19 protein-coding genes and 2 pseudogenes are annotated in these 18,281 nt (G+C 31.6%); 6 read left to right on the top strand and 15 right to left on the bottom strand.

Annotation, left to right across the window (positions count from 1 at the left end; genetic code table 11):
• Window positions 1–78: 78 nt before the first annotated feature.
• Together DN408_RS16565 and DN408_RS16560 are read right to left on the bottom strand one after the other, a co-directional pair.
• Entirely contained in the window at window positions 79–684 is a 606-nt protein-coding gene (locus DN408_RS16565) for a PRK06770 family protein (protein WP_078179068.1), read from the bottom strand.
• A gap of 102 nt (window positions 685–786) precedes the next feature.
• Window positions 787–1,560, bottom strand: a complete 774-nt coding sequence (locus DN408_RS16560; protein WP_016126914.1) for a Cof-type HAD-IIB family hydrolase — start codon at window positions 1,558–1,560, stop codon at window positions 787–789.
• 383 nt (window positions 1,561–1,943) lie between these two features.
• On the opposite strand from DN408_RS16560, the pseudogene DN408_RS32495 reads away from it, so the two are divergent.
• A pseudogene (locus tag DN408_RS32495) lies at window positions 1,944–2,135 on the top strand (hypothetical protein); the annotation flags it as partial.
• A 36-nt stretch (window positions 2,136–2,171) separates the two neighbouring features.
• On the opposite strand, the gene DN408_RS16545 reads toward DN408_RS32495, so the two are convergent.
• Complete coding sequence (locus DN408_RS16545; protein ID WP_016126913.1) at window positions 2,172–2,831, bottom strand: nucleoside/nucleotide kinase family protein; 660 nt, start codon at window positions 2,829–2,831, stop codon at window positions 2,172–2,174.
• Window positions 2,831–3,727 carry a CPBP family intramembrane glutamic endopeptidase gene (locus DN408_RS16540; RefSeq protein WP_078179213.1) on the bottom strand — a complete coding sequence of 299 codons (897 nt, stop codon included), beginning with the start codon at window positions 3,725–3,727 and terminating at the stop codon, window positions 2,831–2,833. The genes DN408_RS16545 and DN408_RS16540 overlap by 1 nt, the downstream gene beginning before the upstream one ends.
• Window positions 3,728–4,109: 382 nt before the next feature.
• On the opposite strand from DN408_RS16540, the gene cspD reads away from it, so the two are divergent.
• Window positions 4,110–4,313: a cold-shock protein CspD gene (gene cspD / locus DN408_RS16535; protein ID WP_002012849.1), complete on the top strand. Its 204-nt coding sequence runs from the start codon at window positions 4,110–4,112 to the stop codon at window positions 4,311–4,313.
• Window positions 4,314–4,399: 86 nt separating this feature from the next.
• Window positions 4,400–4,585, top strand: coding sequence for a cold-shock protein (locus tag DN408_RS16530; RefSeq protein ID WP_000286202.1), 186 nt, complete (start codon window positions 4,400–4,402; stop codon window positions 4,583–4,585).
• A gap of 43 nt (window positions 4,586–4,628) precedes the next feature.
• Here the strand turns inward: DN408_RS16530 and DN408_RS16525 are convergent, their stop codons facing one another.
• Complete coding sequence (locus DN408_RS16525; RefSeq protein WP_002031946.1) at window positions 4,629–5,180, bottom strand: GNAT family N-acetyltransferase; 552 nt, start codon at window positions 5,178–5,180, stop codon at window positions 4,629–4,631.
• Between the two features lie 230 nt (window positions 5,181–5,410).
• Here DN408_RS16525 and DN408_RS16520 point away from each other — a divergent pair, with 230 nt between their 5' ends.
• A complete protein-coding gene (locus DN408_RS16520; RefSeq protein ID WP_016126911.1) occupies window positions 5,411–5,959 on the top strand; it encodes a hypothetical protein in 549 nt (182 codons plus the stop codon).
• Window positions 5,960–6,024: 65 nt separating this feature from the next.
• On the opposite strand, the gene DN408_RS16515 is transcribed toward DN408_RS16520, so the two are convergent.
• From DN408_RS16515 to DN408_RS16495, 4 genes are all read right to left on the bottom strand, one after another.
• On the bottom strand, window positions 6,025–7,425 hold the full coding sequence (locus DN408_RS16515; RefSeq protein ID WP_002168406.1) for a protoporphyrinogen oxidase: 1,401 nt from the start codon (window positions 7,423–7,425) through the stop codon (window positions 6,025–6,027).
• Window positions 7,426–7,583: 158 nt separating this feature from the next.
• Window positions 7,584–7,733 (bottom strand): aspartyl-phosphate phosphatase Spo0E family protein, encoded by a 150-nt coding sequence (locus tag DN408_RS16510; protein ID WP_002012842.1) that lies wholly within the window; start codon window positions 7,731–7,733, stop codon window positions 7,584–7,586.
• A 241-nt stretch (window positions 7,734–7,974) separates the two neighbouring features.
• Window positions 7,975–8,925 (bottom strand): hypothetical protein, encoded by a 951-nt coding sequence (locus DN408_RS16505; protein ID WP_016126910.1) that lies wholly within the window; start codon window positions 8,923–8,925, stop codon window positions 7,975–7,977.
• 486 nt (window positions 8,926–9,411) lie between these two features.
• Entirely contained in the window at window positions 9,412–10,029 is a 618-nt protein-coding gene (locus tag DN408_RS16495; RefSeq protein WP_002031957.1) for a helix-turn-helix domain-containing protein, read from the bottom strand.
• A gap of 114 nt (window positions 10,030–10,143) precedes the next feature.
• On the opposite strand from DN408_RS16495, the gene DN408_RS16490 reads away from it, so the two are divergent.
• Window positions 10,144–11,034, top strand: coding sequence for a DMT family transporter (locus tag DN408_RS16490; RefSeq protein WP_002168408.1), 891 nt, complete (start codon window positions 10,144–10,146; stop codon window positions 11,032–11,034).
• A gap of 201 nt (window positions 11,035–11,235) precedes the next feature.
• Here the strand turns inward: DN408_RS16490 and DN408_RS16485 are convergent.
• The 5 genes and pseudogenes from DN408_RS16485 to catA all read right to left on the bottom strand — a co-directional run bounded on the left by DN408_RS16485 (window position 11,236) and on the right by catA (window position 15,528).
• Window positions 11,236–12,087, bottom strand: a pseudogene (locus tag DN408_RS16485) (DUF2935 domain-containing protein).
• A 360-nt stretch (window positions 12,088–12,447) separates the two neighbouring features.
• A complete protein-coding gene (locus DN408_RS16475; protein ID WP_016126908.1) occupies window positions 12,448–12,960 on the bottom strand; it encodes a GNAT family N-acetyltransferase in 513 nt (170 codons plus the stop codon).
• A gap of 186 nt (window positions 12,961–13,146) precedes the next feature.
• Complete coding sequence (locus DN408_RS16470) at window positions 13,147–14,091, bottom strand: GNAT family N-acetyltransferase (protein ID WP_179957901.1); 945 nt, start codon at window positions 14,089–14,091, stop codon at window positions 13,147–13,149.
• A 37-nt stretch (window positions 14,092–14,128) separates the two neighbouring features.
• Window positions 14,129–14,653: a GNAT family N-acetyltransferase gene (locus DN408_RS16465; RefSeq protein WP_016126906.1), complete on the bottom strand. Its 525-nt coding sequence runs from the start codon at window positions 14,651–14,653 to the stop codon at window positions 14,129–14,131.
• Between the two features lie 224 nt (window positions 14,654–14,877).
• A complete protein-coding gene (catA, locus tag DN408_RS16460; protein ID WP_002127330.1) occupies window positions 14,878–15,528 on the bottom strand; it encodes a type A chloramphenicol O-acetyltransferase in 651 nt (216 codons plus the stop codon).
• 201 nt (window positions 15,529–15,729) lie between these two features.
• Between catA and DN408_RS16455 the strand changes: the two genes are divergently transcribed.
• Entirely contained in the window at window positions 15,730–15,912 is a 183-nt protein-coding gene (locus DN408_RS16455) for a DUF4021 domain-containing protein (protein WP_016120182.1), read from the top strand.
• Between the two features lie 48 nt (window positions 15,913–15,960).
• Here the strand turns inward: DN408_RS16455 and DN408_RS16450 are convergent, their stop codons facing one another.
• Window positions 15,961–18,192, bottom strand: a complete 2,232-nt coding sequence (locus DN408_RS16450; protein ID WP_078179174.1) for an MMPL family transporter — start codon at window positions 18,190–18,192, stop codon at window positions 15,961–15,963.
• Window positions 18,193–18,281 lie beyond the last annotated feature (89 nt).

The raw sequence follows: 18,281 nt of genomic DNA, 5'->3' as shown, positions 1-18,281 counted from the left end.
CTCTAAAAAGCAATTACTCATTTTTGTTAAAACATTTGTGTTCATAACAATACAGGTGTTTCAAAATCAATATGTATATTATTTATTAGCTTGTACCTCACCTGCAATTAATTTACTACCTGAATATGTACCTTTTTGTATAAAAACTTGATTAATTAATTCTTTTTGCTCCTTTTCTGACATTACTCCTTTCCCTTCTCCTAAATTCCCACTTTGTAATTTCCAAATCTTGTTGTGGTCCACATCAACCTTTTCATATTTTCCTTGTTTCCATCGTTCTAAAATATCCACATATGTACTTTTTTGTGCAACATCATTACTATTTATAATTTCAAGTAAACTTTCAATACGTTCTTGTGTAATAAAAATATAGCCCCATTTTTGATCAGCTTTCGCTTTTTGATGTGCCATTTCATGTAATGCTGTCTGTATGTTCTCATCTGTCCATTTGAAGTTTTTATTAAAACCACTATTCGGCAATGAATAATTTCCATTTTCTAATCTCTTTGCATCTTCGGCTTTTACATTACTATCAGCTAGCACTTCTACTGCCGGAGCGGCTGGTGATGCCTTTTTCGCAGCTGGTTTACTATTATTCAGATAATACAGCATACCATATGTTAAACCTACTCCAATTACTGCCATACCAGCTATAATTCCTATTATTTTAAATAATGTTTTCATCTTGCCTATTTCCTCCCATATTTCCCTTTTCATAATATCTATTTATCAAAAACAGATGTAGCTTCTCTTTTTTCGCAACTTGCTGCGATTCATTTTTCCATACTAATTAACATAAATATAACTATTACTTTCCAGAAATGTAGCAACTCCATCCTCATCATTACTTTTGGCAATAAATTTAGCGACGGATTTTAATTCTTCAACAGCATTGCTCATCGCTACGCCAATCCCACACTTCTCTATCATTTCCATATCATTGTAGTCATCTCCAAATGCAATTACTTCAGATACATCTCGATTTAAGTGCTGTAGAACATGCTGAATACTATTCCATTTTGAAACATCCGTATGCATAATTTGACACAATGTTCCGTTATCTGTAATGACTGCCTTGCACTCATCAGGCAACTCCTTAGTGAACTCCTTATTTATTGAGCCATTAGTACAAACAATTACTTTAGAGGCTTTTTCAAAGTTTAATTCTCTTATATCCATGACTTCACACGGCACATTACCAAAATAATCAGTAACATCAAAATTTGAGTACAGCTTATCATTTATTTCAAGACAAATCTGATGAAGATTATACTTTTTTGCTATTTCTATGATTCCTAAAATATCATTTTTAGAAATCTTCATTTCATATAAAATATCATTACCTTTAAGAACTAGAGCTCCATTATAACAAATGATAATCTCATTCTTTAACACGTTGGGAATATACTGATTTATAGCTCTTGGAGGCCTTGCCGTAGCAAAAATCAATTCGTCTCCATTATTTTTACATTCCCTCAAAATATTAATAGATTTCTCTGAAATTGTTTTATCACTTCTTAATAAAGTCCCATCAAGATCTGAAATAATAATCTTTTTCATGCTTATATTTATTCCTCCTTCACAAGTTATAACTCGAAGCATCGATTATTTGTTGAACCAATCGAGCTTTTACGGGTAGTAGACCTCCGCCTAATTTTTTGTCACAGCTGAATTTCGAGTCTTATTTCCCGCAAATAGCGGGATACATTTTCATTTATTACATATTTTCTATTTCCTGAATCATATATGCATTTCCTTATATTGTATTTCTTTTCTTTATAAATTGAAAGATTATTCCGTCAAAAAGTGCAGTCTTTTTCAAATGCTAATTCCACTCTAAGCATTTCGTTTTAAATTTATAAAAATATATGCTAGCCTAATAATTTATAGTAGCTGCATAAATATGAGCTTATTGTATGATGGTTTAACATCTTCAAACTTTGATGAAACTATCTACACTTTTAAAATGTATTCATTCTCTCACTATGAATAATTCTGTTTATGGTATCGATGTTTGTAGTGAACTACCAGTTTCTCCTTCTCAACTCTTTCTACCTAAATATACAAATACTATTAAGAAAAATGAAAAATCAAACTTACAACAATATATAAACTCACATATTCAATATGCATAAAAAACAACGAGTACCTTATAAGGCACTCGTTGTTTTTTATGCACGACTCTCTTTTAACCACTTCGTAATAGCTTCTAACCTCGAAACATCAAACCGTCTTTTTTCACACACGTTCAAGCTGTTTAAACTTTTCACAATTTCTAATTCATTCGACTTTATACTTTTTGCTTCAATCAATTTACAGTACCCGTCTGTGACGGTATTGAGATTTTCATAATAACGCTGAAATGCTTTAGATATATGTAAATGTTTTTCAAAGTTTCTTCTTTTTTTCGTCCCATCAAACTCTTTCCGTTTTCTAAGCTCTTCATCACTTGTATATAAATAAAAATATTGATCTGGAAAACCAATTTCTCTATTTATCATCTTTTCTTTATAAAAGTTTTCTATTAAAGATAACGGCTGATTAAATATATCAAAACGAAAACACCAATTATAACTAAGTGGCTGATATATATCCCCATCGAGTATTACTAATTCATATTGCTGAGACTTCTGTATTGCTATTTTCCAGCGCTCTACTTGTTTTTCAAAATACCATGTTCTATGTTCATTTTTTGGTCTTTCAAATAATAGATTAACTTCAGGTATAATAAATGCACCGTAATTTTTTTCTAATTCACGACATGTTGTACTTTTACCAACAGCGCTCGCTCCCTCAAACGCTACAATCCCCATATCTTCTCCCTCTTTCATTAGCTAATATCTCGTTGTTTCACTTTTCGCCCCCATAACTGTTTCCATAAAATGATTGAAGCGATAGAAAGCATTATTGTTGTAATGATACTACCTTCAATACCAAATGAGCCTCCATGAAGCACTTCTGACCCATTTGTTACAGGTTTAAATAGTGGTGTTGAATATATCGTCATGCCACTAACTGCAAAACCATAGACATTATATTGTGCCCAATTCCAAATGGAATGCCATGCACAAATCCCCCAAAGACTACTGTCCTTTAATACGTAAAAAGCTGCAAATACACCAACTAATATTATATTCGATATTGAAAGAATTGTAATACCTGGATTAAGTAAATGAAGAAAACCAAATAAAAAGGACGTCACTATAATCCCAACCCATATACGACTTCTAACAGAAATAACTGGAAACAACCAGCCTCGTACAATAATTTCTTCCGTTGCACCTTGTATTAAAAAAGCAATTAAAGATCCTACAATACCAAATATGGCGGTTGCCGTAATTTGTTGCATTTGTAGTTTTACAATACCTGTTAATACAAGTACAATTACTGGTATTGAAATGAAGAAAAATCCTATTAACGCACCTCTCAAATACTGTCTCATCCATTGCACTTTCCAAAAACCAATGGATGAAAATGACCTTTTCTCTACAAACCTAATCCATAAAAAAATAAAAAATATAGCCCCACCAAACGTTAATATCATCTCAATATTACTATAAATTGCCTTTACAAATGATGTATCTGCTTTCGGTAAAAAAAGCATAAACAACATGAAAAATTCACCTAAAGTTAAAAATACAATTGCAAGTATAACAGCGAAAATAGGATGAACTTTTCTTCTTCCTTCTTTTGCTGCTTCAATTATTTTAAATTGTTTATTTAGCAATATTCTATCCTCCTTATTATTGTAATCATCTGTATTCTTAAAATATATATCGTTTCCCTTAAACATATTTTTTAAAATAAATGATTTCTGTTTGGAATAAATTCAGATTAGGAATAATATATAAATAAAAGAGATGTCTTCGTGCTTTTTACCAGTATCACCCAATTCATTCACTGGTATTACCAGCACTTGCTATTTCCCACCATTTGTTGTAAGATAGTAATTAAGGTCAATTTAGCACTATACTTTCTTTGCATATTATCAAGTATCAATCAGGAATATTTTGTACTCCTTATGGATTTTTGATAATATGTGAACTTTTATTTTCAATCGAATAAGGCCGATCATATTGTAATCTTTTTAAATTTTAGGAGGCATTACCATGACATTAACAGGTAAAGTAAAATGGTTTAACAGCGAAAAAGGTTTCGGTTTCATCGAAGTTGCAGACGGTAGCGACGTATTCGTTCACTTCTCAGCTATCACTGGCGACGGCTTCAAATCTCTTGACGAAGGTCAAGAAGTTAGCTTCGAAGTTGAAGACGGTAACCGTGGACCTCAAGCTAAAAACGTTGTAAAGCTATAATTCAATCAATAAAAAGGTTGTTACCAGCTCGGTTAACAACCTTTTTAATATATAACTAAAAATTTTTACATAAAAGGAGTGGTTACATGTATCGCAATCGAAAGAACGATGTAGCAGAAGTACCACCAGAACAAACCCCTGTTTGGGAATGTGAATCAGAGGATTGTTTAGGATGGATGAGAAAGAACTTTTCATTTGAAGAAGAGCCTAAATGCCCTTTATGTAAAAGTAGTATGAAAAGCGGAGAACGTTTATTACCTAAAATAGGTTGATTTTTACAAGCCCCTCTTATTTTAAATAAGAGGGGCTTTTTTATTAATAATGAATATCCTCTACATCAGTTCGTACAATAGAATACATTAATGCATCGTGTTGTTTATTTCCTTGATGAATGTATCCACGTAACAGCCCTTCTTGTTGAAAACCTAATTTAGATAACATATTACACGAAGTTATATTTTCAGGATATGTAATAGCTCCAATTCTAAATAAGCCTAAATCTCGAAATCCATAAGTAATAATTTCTCGAGCAGCTTCAGAAGCATAACCATTCCCCCAATAACGAGGATGCAAATCATATCCAATCTCTGAGCGTTTACTCCAAAGTTGTAAATTATTTAATCCAATTGTTCCTACTAAATTATTTGTGTCTTTTAATACAATCCCCCAACGCATTGCCTTTTTCTCAAAGTAATTTTTTGAAAAAGATTCAATCATACGTGAAGCTTGTCCAAACTCAGTAAAAGAATTCATACCGTAATAACACGTTACCTCATCTAATGAGAATATTTCATATATTTTTTGACAATAAGATTGTTCTATTTCAACTAAGCGCAAGCGTTCTGTTTCTAACATAGGAAATACCATAGGATCACTCCTTTCTCTCTACTCATTTATTATAGCAGAAAAAGTATTTATAATTAGGAAAGTCCTTAATGTCCCACAAATCAAATATTTCTAGCGATGTTTATCCTATTAATAATATATAACTTCGTTGTATTTATTAATTCCCCTCTAAAAGCCACCCCTAATTTACACCCTCTCATGTTAAAATATAGAAAAACAGTAAATATTTCTTACGGAGGTGCTTAAACTTTATGTATATTTTCATTGGCTTATCCCTCTTGCTCATTTTACTCATTTTTTTATTCGCAAAAAAATTCACACCACACTCATTTATGATGACAAGTTTTAAAGGAAATAGCTTTAAGACATTTTCAGTTGGTATATTAATCGCTGCCACACTCTCTCTTTCATACGGAATGTATCACGCAGCAACATATCAACCTAGATATTTAGATATTAAATTGCAAAATCAAAATTTCACTGTTTTTGGTAATGTTGGTGAGTTTGGTTATTTCTCAGAAGAATTACTAAAAAAAGATGCAGAAGTTGAACTGTATTTTGTCTCTTGGGAAACAATACAATTAAATAATCCAGAAATAATAGTAGACTACCCTTCAGGCAAACAGGAAACATGGAAGCCTAATATAACATTAATTCCTACAAATAATTTAAAAGAAAAACATAGTATTAAAGAACTTTATCGGCTCTCACCGTATTCCTTTGAAGAATCTGGAAAAATAACATTAACTATTAAAGAGAATAAAGCCAATCATAAAAAGATTGTAATTAATGTTAAATAATTACAAATAAAATGTCCCTCCATTATATTGGAGGGACATTTTATTTACATATGTATTCAATATTATTATTTTGACTGTTCATTCAATGTCGTAATTATTTCATTGGCAGTATTCTTTCCGTTTCCAATACAAGCACCAATTCCTACACCGTAATATGAAGCACCAGCTAAGTATACATTAGGATAAAGCACGGCCAATTTTTCTTGTAATGATTGAACAGCTTGATTATGTTCTAAATGATATTTCGGCATTAAATCTTTCCAATTTGTAACTTCAATTACTTCCGGTTCACCTTTAATTCCGAGGCTCTTTTCAATATCATATAAAGCAACTCGTACTAATTCTTCTTCACTATAACTTTTGATCGTTTCATATACTGGATTAGTGCTCTTATAAAACATTCTTACTAATAGCTTTTGTTTACCAGATGTATGTTTCCACTTCCTGCTTGTCCATGTGCAAGCATCACAATGTAAATCACTGTTTTCCGTTACGATAAAACCTGTGCCGTCAGCCGGTAGTTGTTCATCTAGTATGTCAAAACCTAAGTAAATACTTATAAGCGATGAATTTTTAAATTTATTAAAATGCTCATTTAACTCATTAGACTGTAATAACGTTTGTGCGATATCATGTGGAGCTGCTAAAACGACATAATCAGCTTGTATTGTCTCATGATTTGCAAAAGAAACCTCATACCGATCCCCTTTTTTACTTATCACTGTTGTTACAGCACCTTTATTAATGACAGTCTCCGTCAGCACTTCTTCTAAGCGATTAATAATCGTAGATAGTCCACTTTTAAATGATACAAACTTTTTATTTCCTGCTGACTGAAATTGTTTTTTATTCTCTTCAAAACCTTTAATAATACTTCCATATTTATTTTTATACTCAAGTAAATATGGTAACGTAGATGCCATTGTAAGCTCCTTCAATTTACCAGAATATACACCTGAAAGCACAGGTGCAATTTGTCTTTCCACTAATTCTTTCCCTAAAAAGCTTTCTAAAAATACAGCAAGTGATGTATCCTTTGTAAACTCCTTATTTTTCGTAATAAAATCTTTTAAAGCAACGATTTTCCCTTTTTTTGAGACTAGCGTACTGCTAAATAATGATTCAACACTCATAGGAATCCCAAATATAGTGTCAGCAGGAATTGGATGTAATATGTTATCAGAGTATATGTAAGAAATACCTGTTTCGTTATATACCATTTCATTTTCTAAATTTAAATCTTTTACAAGCGGCAAAACATGTTCATTACGAGCTACAATAGAATCTGCTCCAGATTCCATAATAAAATCATTTTCTTCCACACTGTGGATTTTACCACCTAAATACTCTTCTTTCTCAATAAGGATTAAATTTAAATCTATATTATAATCCTTCTTTAATTTTTCTAAATAAAACATAGTAGAAAGTCCAGTAATACCTCCACCGATGACAACGACTGTTTTCATATTTGCTGCGCCCCTAACCGATACAATTAATAATTCCTTTATTATTATAACCAAAAATTATCATAGTCGACTAGCAGCTTGCGCATTCTGTAAGAAATTAGACAATATATATGAATAAAAAAGAACTATAACATATTCAACTCACGTCATAGTTCTTTCTATTTTAAAAACATAAACCAGTTTATTAATTTGTCAATTTCTTGGCTGAGTGCTATTACTTTTTCATGTTGAAGTCCATAATTTGAGACTAGATTCAATAATTCTTCTTTTTTCAATTCAATTATTTTTTCTAACTTCACTAATTCCATATCGTCTTTATTCGCTCCAATTTCAAAATATATGTATTTTAGTATAGCCTACTTACATAATAAGTAAAAGTCTCATGCTAATGTAAAATCTTACATATTTGAAAAAACAATATACTACTAACAAAAAAAGAGACTTAAACTAAGCCTATTATTACAGGTCATTATAATTTTCTACCATTTTTTATAAATATGTTAGTTTATGAATGTGTACCATTTACTATTAATTTAAAGTTAGACACTTTTACTCATTAATAATACAACAGAATTTCTCAAATGTTTTATCTTTATATTCTGGAACCCTTGTTAAGTGATCAAAATAACTATATGAAAATTTAAATATGTGCCCAAAATCCCAATTAAATTCGCTGTAGTCTTTAAGCCAGAATGCATTATCTAGCGGAAGTGTATCAACTTGTTTTGCTTTTGTAAGAGGTAAACGATCTACAGGAGAATTCAATATTATTTGGGCATTCGGCATTAAATTGCGACTTTTTCTAAGTACATAAACTAGCTTTAATAGTGGTTTTATTCCTCGTTGAAATAATTCTATATGCCCTAAGTCATATAATATATTAATCGCATGTGAGAAGGTAAGCATATGACCAATTAAATCTTGATGTGATTCTGCCTTATATATAACATTAAATTCAGATAATTCATTTAAAATAAATTCAGATAATTGCTTTGGGTTTTTAATTTCACTTTGAATCTCCTCATTATTTATAATTAGTTGCTTTACTTCTTTAGTTGTAAAACCAATCCAAGATCTACCGGGAATTGTTTTTTGAAACGATAATATAAGGTTTGCTATATTATTAATATCTTGCTCACTCCCCCAATGACTTAACTCCTTAATGGCTAGTAAACTTAAAGAAGCGTAAATTACATTATGGCCAACCCAATGGAGTTCATCAATCGTTTGTTCCAAAGATTTAATTATCGTTTCTTCAGCACTTTGATAATCGACACCTTGTTTATTATCAATTGTTTCGCCTAACCTTTGCTTATGGAGCATCATTTTCGCTTGAGAATAAATGTTACAGATAGTTTTTTCATCAATGTTATTGTTTTTCGTAAAAAAATAACTAGCAATGGCAGCTGCTCCGAAATGTGCATGCCAAATATCATTTGTTTCTTTTTTACATTGAGATATAATTGAAAGCCCATCTTTTAATACACTTATATTTTCCATCTCTCTTATCCCCTCTAAACCCTAATAAAAATGGTTTTTTAGCATCTACAAAGTCGGCAAAAAGCCAGGTGAAAACTCTTGAAAAGTTTCCTCCTTTACAGTTATAAATTAAAATTGCCCCTGTCGCTCAACAAGAATTAAATTTGCTTCTAATAATATTTTGAGATGATACTTATTCATCCCTAATGCAGTCTCAATCTTCCACAATTGTGATTGTTTTGATTATGAAATACATAACGAACAATTTCTCGTTTTACTCCTGCCAAAGCCTTAAAAATTTCCACTCTTTGTTTATCTGAATTATTTGGTTTGATAGTCATGGAACTATCTTATTTTTTTGTCAAATCTCTCATCTTCTTAAACATACAAAGTGAAAATCAAATGTGTATGTATTTATAGATAGTTGTTTTATTATACACGCGAATCTTTATGTAATTGATACTTTCTATTATGTTACCACTTAATATGTATCCTTAAGCTACTTCCTTAGCTTAACGAAGGTGTTAATACAAATAAGATGTGATTCATTTCATCACTCTTATTCAAAAATCTATGTTTCACGTTCGGTGGAATACGCACAACATCTCCTTCTTCTAAAAAATATTCATTCCCTTCCAATTCCACATACACTTCCCCTTTCATTACAACTGCAATTTCTTCCTTATCTTCGTGGGAATAGTGACTTTCTGTTGTATTTGCATATCCGTTTAAATCCATCATTAACATTTCAATGCGAGCTTTCATAAAATCTGGTGTTAACACATCATAAACAATATGATCATTATTTTCTCGATATACTTTTTTCCGATCTTTCTTCTTAGAAATAAGTGAGTCTGTATCGATATCATTAATAAAAAGAGTAAACAGCGGTACATTTAATGCTTTCGCTATTAATTCCAATACATTTAAAGAAGGATTGGCATGCCCTCTTTCAATTTGACTAATAAGTGAAGTACTGATTCCTGCATAATCAGCAAATTCACGAATTGTCATATTATTTTTCTTACGATAACTTAAAACAGTTTGACCTAGCCGATAATGAATCATTGTTACAACTTCCTTTCGTCCATCATAATACATCTTTTGTCCCTTTTGTGCTGACATACTAAACAGTGGCAATTAATCCTTCCTTATTTCATCTTAGGCTTATATACTAACTTTTGTACATTATATTATATACAGTTCATTATAATAAACAACCAATCGGAGGGACAAACTTTGAAATCACCTATTCTTTCATATTTCATCTTATTTTTCGGCGTGTTCGCCTTATCTACTTCAGCTATCTTCGTAAAAATAGCCGATGCCCCTGCAGCAATCACTGCTTTTTATCGATTATTGTTTGCTACGGTAATTCTTTTACCGTTTCTAATATTTAATACAAACAATCGAAGCGAACTTCGCTCATTATCAAAAAAGCAATGGGGATTTGGACTCTTATCTGGATTATTTCTAGCAGCTCATTATGTACTATGGTTTGAATCATTACAGTATACTTCCATAGCAAGTTCTACAGTTATCGTAACGTTGCAACCTTTATTTTCAATGGTCGGTGGTTATTTTTTATTTAAGGAACGGTTTACGAAAGGTGCGATTATAGGCTGCCTTATTGCAATTTCAGGAAGTATCGTGATTGGGTGGCAAGATTTTCAAATTAGTGGCGAAGCTTTATACGGCGATATTTTAGCTTTTATTGCTGCTGGCGTCATAACAGCTTACTTTTTCATTAGTCAATATGTTCGTAAAGACCTATCCCTAATACCGTACTCGGTAATTAGTTATGGCAGTAGTTCACTCTTTCTCGGTATATTTGCTTACACACAGCAGTCATCTTTCTTCAATTACACTGCACAAACATGGTGGTCCTTTATAGGTCTTGCATTCATTGCAACGATTTTAGGACAAACAATTTTTAATTGGTTATTAAAATGGATGAGCGCTACTGTTATCTCGATGAGTATTTTAGGAGAGACAATTGGAACTTGTATTTTAGCCTATTTCATTTTAGATGAAACAATTTCTTTACAGCAAGGACTAGGAATTCTACTTATTTTCATTGGATTAGCATTATTTTTATTACAACCGAAACAATCAAATCACAATTTATAAAGTGAAACTTTAATCAGTGGGGGTTTTGTTCATCCCCCGCTGATTATTAGCCTTCACCAATAGGGCGTTTACGGACAGTTTTTCTCCCTCATAACTTCTTTGATCCAGCCAAATTTTGAGATGGGAGTTTTACTGCCGACAAATAGCGGGATAAACAAGAAAAGCATGACATTAGTTTGCCATGCTTTCCTTGTTTATTTATTATTGCGGAGATTGTTCCACCTGCTTTTGCTTTAGCCTTTGCTCCAATACATGAATCATGAAGAGGAAATGCTCTGCCTCTCTTGTAACATGATCAGCAAGCAATGGATTTATGACATTTCGGATTTGACATGTTTGAATTAACTCTAATCCTGCTTTTTTGAAATCCCTTAACTCAACAGTGGCATTTTCACTATCTTTATTCATTTTTCCTATAATCGGGTATGTCGGTTCTTTTTGATATAACATCGATTCAACATCTCTAGCTTGGTTAAGCAAAATTTCGAAATCATCACCGAATTTCAACGCTGTATGAAAAAGATTTCTTTCCGATTGATCCAGTAATGATCCAATAAAACGTGAGTGTTCCATCATAATTCGTAACCAGAAAACATTCTCGCTAATAATCGCATCTTGAATAGGATCCATCTTGCCTTCATTAAACTTTTGAAGTGTCCGCATAAAATATTCCGCTTCTCGTGCAACATGATCCACTAAAAGTGGAAAATTAAACCCTTTCACTTTACAATTGATGATTAAAATTAGTAAGTTTCTTTTATAATTACGAAAAGCATACACTAACTGAATACTCTCTTCATTTAATTGCCTTACCGCTTGAACAGTTTGTGGAATAGTAAATGCTTTTTGCAGCTGCCTATCAAACTGATTATAAAACTGTTCTACTTACTGAATTAAATTTTTATCGTTACGATTAAACCCCTCACCAAGAAACAAAGCATGCTCTTTCATAATACGTAACCAAAATCTATTTTCAGTTATAGACCGTTCAATAAATAATTGTTCTGTTAATGATTCAGATGGAGCTGCTTTCAATTCCGGTGGCAACAGCATAGCTCACTGTGGGTCCATAATAAAATGTCCAGGAATAGGTTGGTCTGTCGACATTACAATCACTCCTTGTTCCTGGAATGCTCAATTATACTATGTATGAAAATAAATAAAATTTAAATATACTTATGCAATCGTTTTTTCAAGGTTTTTGAAATTTCCACATATGCATTCCCCTTGCACATAGAAATAGATTCTATTAAGTCATATGCTTTCCGGATTGAGATGATTCCTAATGCTTCATCCTTTAAAACATCCTTTAAATAAAAATTGTTCTTTATTTTTAATAAACTGAAAAAAGCATGGCGTCCTTTTGCCATACTTTTTTCAAAACAAATCGATATTTCTGTTCAATTTACACCCCTATTTATTATGTACAATCAAACCATTTGGTCTAAAACGACTCATCATGATTTCGTTAACAAAATTCCCATGAGCCTTCAAATTCCCAACCTTTACACCCTCTTCGATAAATCCAAATTTTTCATATAATACTTTGGCTCTAGGATTCGTTTCTAATACACCAAGTTCCACTCGTTCTAACATTAGCCAATTATCAGCTAAATCAAGCATTTTTGTAAGAAGTGCTTTTCCAATTCCTTTATTGTGATACTCACTATCTACTCCGATGAATAAATCACCCGAGTGAGATCTTCGCCCTGGACTTTGGGTTAAACCGACAAATCCAACAACTTCTCCATCACATTCTGCTACAAATTCAAATTGATTCTGTGCTAAATTTCGAATTCTATTCTCCATTGCATCTACACGCATACTAGGTAAGAAAACCATATAAGGTAAAACATCATCTTGTATGCATATACGATGAATTGCTCTAGCATCTTGTATTTCTACTGCTCTAACGTTAATCTCCATCTTTCTCCCCTCCATTCAAATATTCATATTCTAATATCCCATATTAAAATCCTGCCAACCCTTATTTCTTTGTGTTATTTTCATATAATTATTTCGATATAATATTCGCTTTTTGAACATCATCTCTTATATTCCCTCTCGTTCAAAATGAAAAAATCACTTAGAATATGCTAAGTGATTTTTTATTTAATTTTTCACCCTATTATACAACTCAAGCAGTTCTTCTACTGAAATACCATTTATTTTCATACCGGTAATATCACAATTTTCTATTTCAATATTTTTCAGATTACTACTACGTATTGTAGTACTTTCCAAATCACATCTATCAAATGAAATAGGATCTTTATCCTCTCCAAGGCTTGTATCTCTAAATTGAACTCCACCTAAAGTCACAAAATTAAATTTACTGCCAGAAATATTCAAATCTGCATATGAGGAATTTCTAAAATTAATATTTCTAAAGGTTGATTGACTTATATTACAATTACTCATATTCATATGCATTATATTACTACCAACAAATGCACTATTTTTTAAATTTACTTGATAATATTCTGTATTAACCAAATTACAGTTTTCGTATTGACCATTTTTCATATCTTTATTTTTAATTAGGTTCTCTCCAACTGCATCTACATTTTTTCTTTTTACATAGCAATACTCATCTTCAGATTTAAAAATTATTTCATAGCCCATTTTTTTATAAAAATGATGATTATTAATTTGTCTACTAGATGTTTCAAGATCCCAAATCCTTATGTTCGGAAATTTTTCTTCTATTAACTTAATAACCCGCGATCCAATTCCTTTTCCTTGAAGAAAAGGCTCTACAAAAATACGATCGATTCTTCCGTACGATTTACCAGAGATCGTAACTATAATTCCCCCGATTACTTTTTCATCCATTATCACTTTGTAAGTATCCAATTCTTCAATTGAATATTTCATCATTTCAACTGAAGAATATCCTGGCGGTTGAATGTTATAATCAATTACATCACCTTGGCCGTATAACCATCGCTTTGCTTCTTCATCAAATGTTCTTTTCATTATTTCTGTTAACTTTTCAGCATCTAAAATTGTAGCTTTTTCTATAGATATTATTGTCATTTTTATTTTCCCCTTCATTGTTATAAACCGATAACTTTTGTGAACGATATAGTTATTAATTTACTTTTGTCTTTAATATTTTTCCCATTATTACATATGGGGCATCACTTTTACTTGGGTGAAATGGCTCTAATACATCCACCCAATCCAATCTTTTATATAAAGAACGCGCTTTTTCATAGTTTATTTGTGTTGTTAAAATACTCGTTCTATTTGAAATCCCTTCTAATAATTCATTATGTAATTTCATTCCAAGACCTTCATTTCGATATTGTGGGTGAACTGCTAACTCTACAAATTCAAAACAATCTTGTAACCATTCGTCTGCTTGTTCTAGATTTAACGCTTCTCTCATTAATTGATTATAGTACTGCCCTTCTAATGAGCGATAACCATAAGTAAAACCAACTACCTCATTTTCATCATTTATTGCTACTATACCTTTAAAATCTGCATATTCTATATGTCTTTTCATTCTCTCAATCATTTCAGTAAAATTTGTTTTCTCAAATGCTTTACAATACAATTTTGCCATATTATTAATTAGGATTTCATCTTTTTCAATACGTATGAATTTCACTTTACTTTCCCCCTATTAAAACATTTGAACCCTTAAATAATTATAAAATAAAGAAATTTAAAACTAATCACTCTCTTTACTATTAAACTACAAATCAACCTATATTTTCCACTGTTACTTAATATGAATGAATAAAAAGAAGAGAATATGTAATATACATATGTTCTCTTCTTTTTATTTTAACGCTTATTCATTTTCAATTTTATATAATTAATAATTAGATATTACTTAAGCCACTCGTTACAAGTATTAGCTAGCTCCTGTAAATCCTCTATAAATCGACTCGCATGATATCCATCACAAACCGCATGATGTACTTGCAATGAAACAGGTAGCATAACCCTGCTTCCATCATTGAAATATTTCCCACAAGTAATAATTGGTAATAAAGAATCACCATCATTATTAATATTTAAATTAAATCCTGTAAAACTAGTCCAAGGTATACCAGAAATCGGAAAAATATTTGGCGGAATATTTTCTTTCGGGAAGAAACCATGAACATTAGCATAACATCTCATATCCTCTTCATAGTTTTTATAGAAAATGTGGAAATCGCTAGAATAATCCGTCCATATACTTGAAAAAGATTTATCATCTTTATGAAAGATTGTATAACTAGGTATCATTTCCTCCCAATACCCTAAAACTCCTTCATCATTAAAACATGTTCGAAATTCTGTATGTTTATTTATCACTCTAGAAATTACATAAATAGAAGTCGGATAAAATTTAATTTCCTTTTGATGTATTTCCTCTAGCATCATCGTAATATCAACATTCGCTGTCATACTAAACGAACACTTTAATTTTAAATAATGTTCAAAATACTGCTCTCTATTCCAATTTTCTCTGTCAATTACATGAAACTTCATTTTAATAGCCTCCTAAAATTTTATTTTTATTTTAGAAGGCTAACTTTCTTGTTTTCACCACACTTGTTCACTCCTTACAGTTTAAATTTAATACTAAGCTTTTTATTTAACTATATAACATCTGCAGAAATTCGTTCACATATTTCTGGAAATCCATCCACATACTATTAATAAATCAAATGACGTTTGGAGGATTCAAACATGAATGACAAAAATGTAAATAAAAAAGAAAATGTTATCGAAAACACTACATCTATTCAAAATAATAATACTGCAAATCTTAATATCGAAGAACAAGCAATGAACGGCTTATATGGAATGCCCGAAACAACCATTGAAGATGCTGATCACGTTGTAAATGATGATTTGACTTCAAAAAATTAATGAACTACATAGAAAAGAGCCAAGGAAAATATCCTTGGCTCTTCTCTATTATATATCCAATTTTTTTACTTCTTCTCTCTTTTTAGAAAGTTTCCCTGGCCAAAAAGCAAAGCGGCCTAAAACAACTGTAATCGCAGGTACAAGTAATGGTCTTACAATAAATGTATCTAGCAATACACCGATTGCTGTCACAATACCGAATTGAACTAAAACTTGAATTGGCAATGTACCTAATACTGCAAATGTTCCTGCTAAAATTAAACCTGCGGATGTAATTACACTACCTGTTTGTATAACACCATTTTTAACTGATTCTAAATGATTTTGTTTCTTTTTATTCTTCCATATTTCTGAAACCATAAAGATATTATAATCTTCCCCTAAGGCAACTAAAAATACGAATGCATATAACGGTATCGCACCTTGTATCGCGGGAGCTCCCATACCGAAATGCAGTAAAATCCAGCCTGCTCCTAATGCAGAGAAGAAAGATAAAACGACAGTTACAATTAAGTAAATCATCGCAACGATTGAACGTAAATACACGAGTAAAAGTAAAGCGATGATACTAATCATAACCGGAATAATAACCGCTTCATCCCGTTCAGTAATTTGCTTTGTATCATATAAGGAAGCTGTTTCTCCGCCAATCCATAAATGATTCTCAGCTTGACTAATTCCTTCATCTTTTAATACCTTTTCTACACTATTTTTCAATTTAGGGATTTGATCTAATGCTTCAATTGAGTATGGGTTTTCCACTAAAGAAACTTCATACATTTGCAATTGATTATTTTCTTTTCCCTTCATTGGCTCTTTCACTTTATTAACAAAAGATAATTTCTCTATTTCTTGTTTAATAGGTAAATCTTTTCCCTTTGAATCAACTACAATCTTTACTGGCGCTAATTCTCCAGCTGAAAAATGATCCGTAATTAATGTAAATCCTTCGCGTGATGGCATATCTTTCGGGAATGATTCTAATAAGTCGTACGTGTATTGAATACGCGGTACAAATGAAGCCAAGCCTCCTAATAAAAATACGGTTAGCATAATAATTGTCCACGGTTTACGTACAACAATATCCCCAAGTTTTTGACTAAAGAACCCTTTAGTATTTTTTACTTTTACTACTTTCTTTTTCTTTCTTGCAAACTCTTCATTCATTTCAGCTGTTCTCGGTATGAACGGGAAAAATGCAACTCTACCGAAAATTAATAATAATGCTGGAAGAATCGTTAAAGCAGCGATTCCCATAATGAAAACAGCCACACTAAATGGAACTGCGAATCGATGAAAAGCTCCATAATGAGCAAGTAATAACGTTCCTAACCCTAATACTACAGTAAGTGCACTCATTATAATTGCTCCACCTGATGCTTTTATCGCAAGTTGCAATGCTTTATACTTACTTTCTTCTTCTAGCAAGTACTCTTTATATCTTGAAATAAGAAATAAACAATAGTCCGTTCCTGCTCCAAACAGTAAGACAGTCATAATCGATATAGCCTGTGCATCTACTTTAATCCATCCATTGTCTGCTAAAAAGCCCAGTGTCGGACTGATAATTCCGTATGCAAAACCAACAACGAGTAAAGGTAAAATTGCTAAAATTGGTGAACGGTACAGTAAAATTAATAAAACCAATACTAGTAGTACAGTAGCAACTAATAATTTCACATCAGCTTGACTAAATAAACTTACCGCATCCGTTTGAATACCTACAGGTCCAGATAATCGAACATGTAAACCAGAGTCGGTAATTTTTTGTTTGAACGGATCTTCATCCACTTTACTATTCACTATTTTTCGTAACTCTTCTAAATTACCTTTTAATATATCCGTTCCAGCAGATTTATTAAAAAATATTGGTGTGACAAATAATGTACCATCTTTTGATCCACTTTTTGATAATACTTGCTCTGGAATTGTATCAAATGGTGGTAACAATGATTGTTCTTTTAAAGGGTCCGTTTTTAACTCTTTATAAACGTCCTGTATTAATTTGTAGTCTTTTGACTCTAATCCACCATCCCGATGCCATACAACTAACAACGGGTTTCCTGCATTATTAGGAAAATCTTTTTTCATAAGTGCTTCAGCTTGCTGTGACATAGCTGTTTCAGGTAAATTTTTCGGATTCGGTTCTTTCGTACTGTTTACTTGTGGTAACGTAAATGAAAGTACTAATGTAATAAGAATCCATACCGATAAAGTTATCCATTGCGTATTCTTCCCTGCTACAAGCCTCCCTAACATATGTAACGGGTGCTTTTTCATAAAACCCCACCTTCCTTTTTTCCTCCAATATTAATTATATATACTGGTCGGTTAATTAATCAAGAATGATTAAAAAATTATGTTATAAT

The sequence above is a fragment of the Bacillus sp. AR13-1 genome (assembly GCF_008042285.1).
Taxonomy (GTDB): Bacteria; Bacillota; Bacilli; order Bacillales; family Bacillaceae_G; genus Bacillus_A; species Bacillus_A mycoides.
The sequence above is the reverse complement of the archived record's forward strand: the minus strand, read 5'-3'. Positions and strand labels throughout refer to the sequence as shown.

Excerpts from the sequence above, each read along its gene's own strand:
- DN408_RS16565 (WP_078179068.1), bottom strand. The coding sequence starts at position 684 with ATGAAAACATTATTTAAAATAATAGGAATTATAGCTGGTATGGCAGTA.
- DN408_RS16560 (WP_016126914.1), bottom strand. The coding sequence starts at position 1,560 with ATGAAAAAGATTATTATTTCAGATCTTGATGGGACTTTATTAAGAAGT.
- DN408_RS16545 (WP_016126913.1), bottom strand. The coding sequence starts at position 2,831 with ATGAAAGAGGGAGAAGATATGGGGATTGTAGCGTTTGAGGGAGCGAGC.
- cspD (WP_002012849.1), top strand. The coding sequence starts at position 4,110 with ATGACATTAACAGGTAAAGTAAAATGGTTTAACAGCGAAAAAGGTTTC.
- DN408_RS16530 (WP_000286202.1), top strand. The coding sequence starts at position 4,400 with ATGTATCGCAATCGAAAGAACGATGTAGCAGAAGTACCACCAGAACAA.
- DN408_RS16525 (WP_002031946.1), bottom strand. The coding sequence starts at position 5,180 with ATGGTATTTCCTATGTTAGAAACAGAACGCTTGCGCTTAGTTGAAATA.
- DN408_RS16520 (WP_016126911.1), top strand. The coding sequence starts at position 5,411 with ATGTATATTTTCATTGGCTTATCCCTCTTGCTCATTTTACTCATTTTT.
- DN408_RS16515 (WP_002168406.1), bottom strand. The coding sequence starts at position 7,425 with ATGAAAACAGTCGTTGTCATCGGTGGAGGTATTACTGGACTTTCTACT.
- DN408_RS16510 (WP_002012842.1), bottom strand. The coding sequence starts at position 7,733 with ATGGAATTAGTGAAGTTAGAAAAAATAATTGAATTGAAAAAAGAAGAA.
- DN408_RS16505 (WP_016126910.1), bottom strand. The coding sequence starts at position 8,925 with ATGGAAAATATAAGTGTATTAAAAGATGGGCTTTCAATTATATCTCAA.
- DN408_RS16495 (WP_002031957.1), bottom strand. The coding sequence starts at position 10,029 with ATGTCAGCACAAAAGGGACAAAAGATGTATTATGATGGACGAAAGGAA.
- DN408_RS16475 (WP_016126908.1), bottom strand. The coding sequence starts at position 12,960 with ATGGAGATTAACGTTAGAGCAGTAGAAATACAAGATGCTAGAGCAATT.
- DN408_RS16470 (WP_179957901.1), bottom strand. The coding sequence starts at position 14,091 with ATGAAGGGGAAAATAAAAATGACAATAATATCTATAGAAAAAGCTACA.
- catA (WP_002127330.1), bottom strand. The coding sequence starts at position 15,528 with ATGAAGTTTCATGTAATTGACAGAGAAAATTGGAATAGAGAGCAGTAT.
- DN408_RS16455 (WP_016120182.1), top strand. The coding sequence starts at position 15,730 with ATGAATGACAAAAATGTAAATAAAAAAGAAAATGTTATCGAAAACACT.
- DN408_RS16450 (WP_078179174.1), bottom strand. The coding sequence starts at position 18,192 with ATGAAAAAGCACCCGTTACATATGTTAGGGAGGCTTGTAGCAGGGAAG.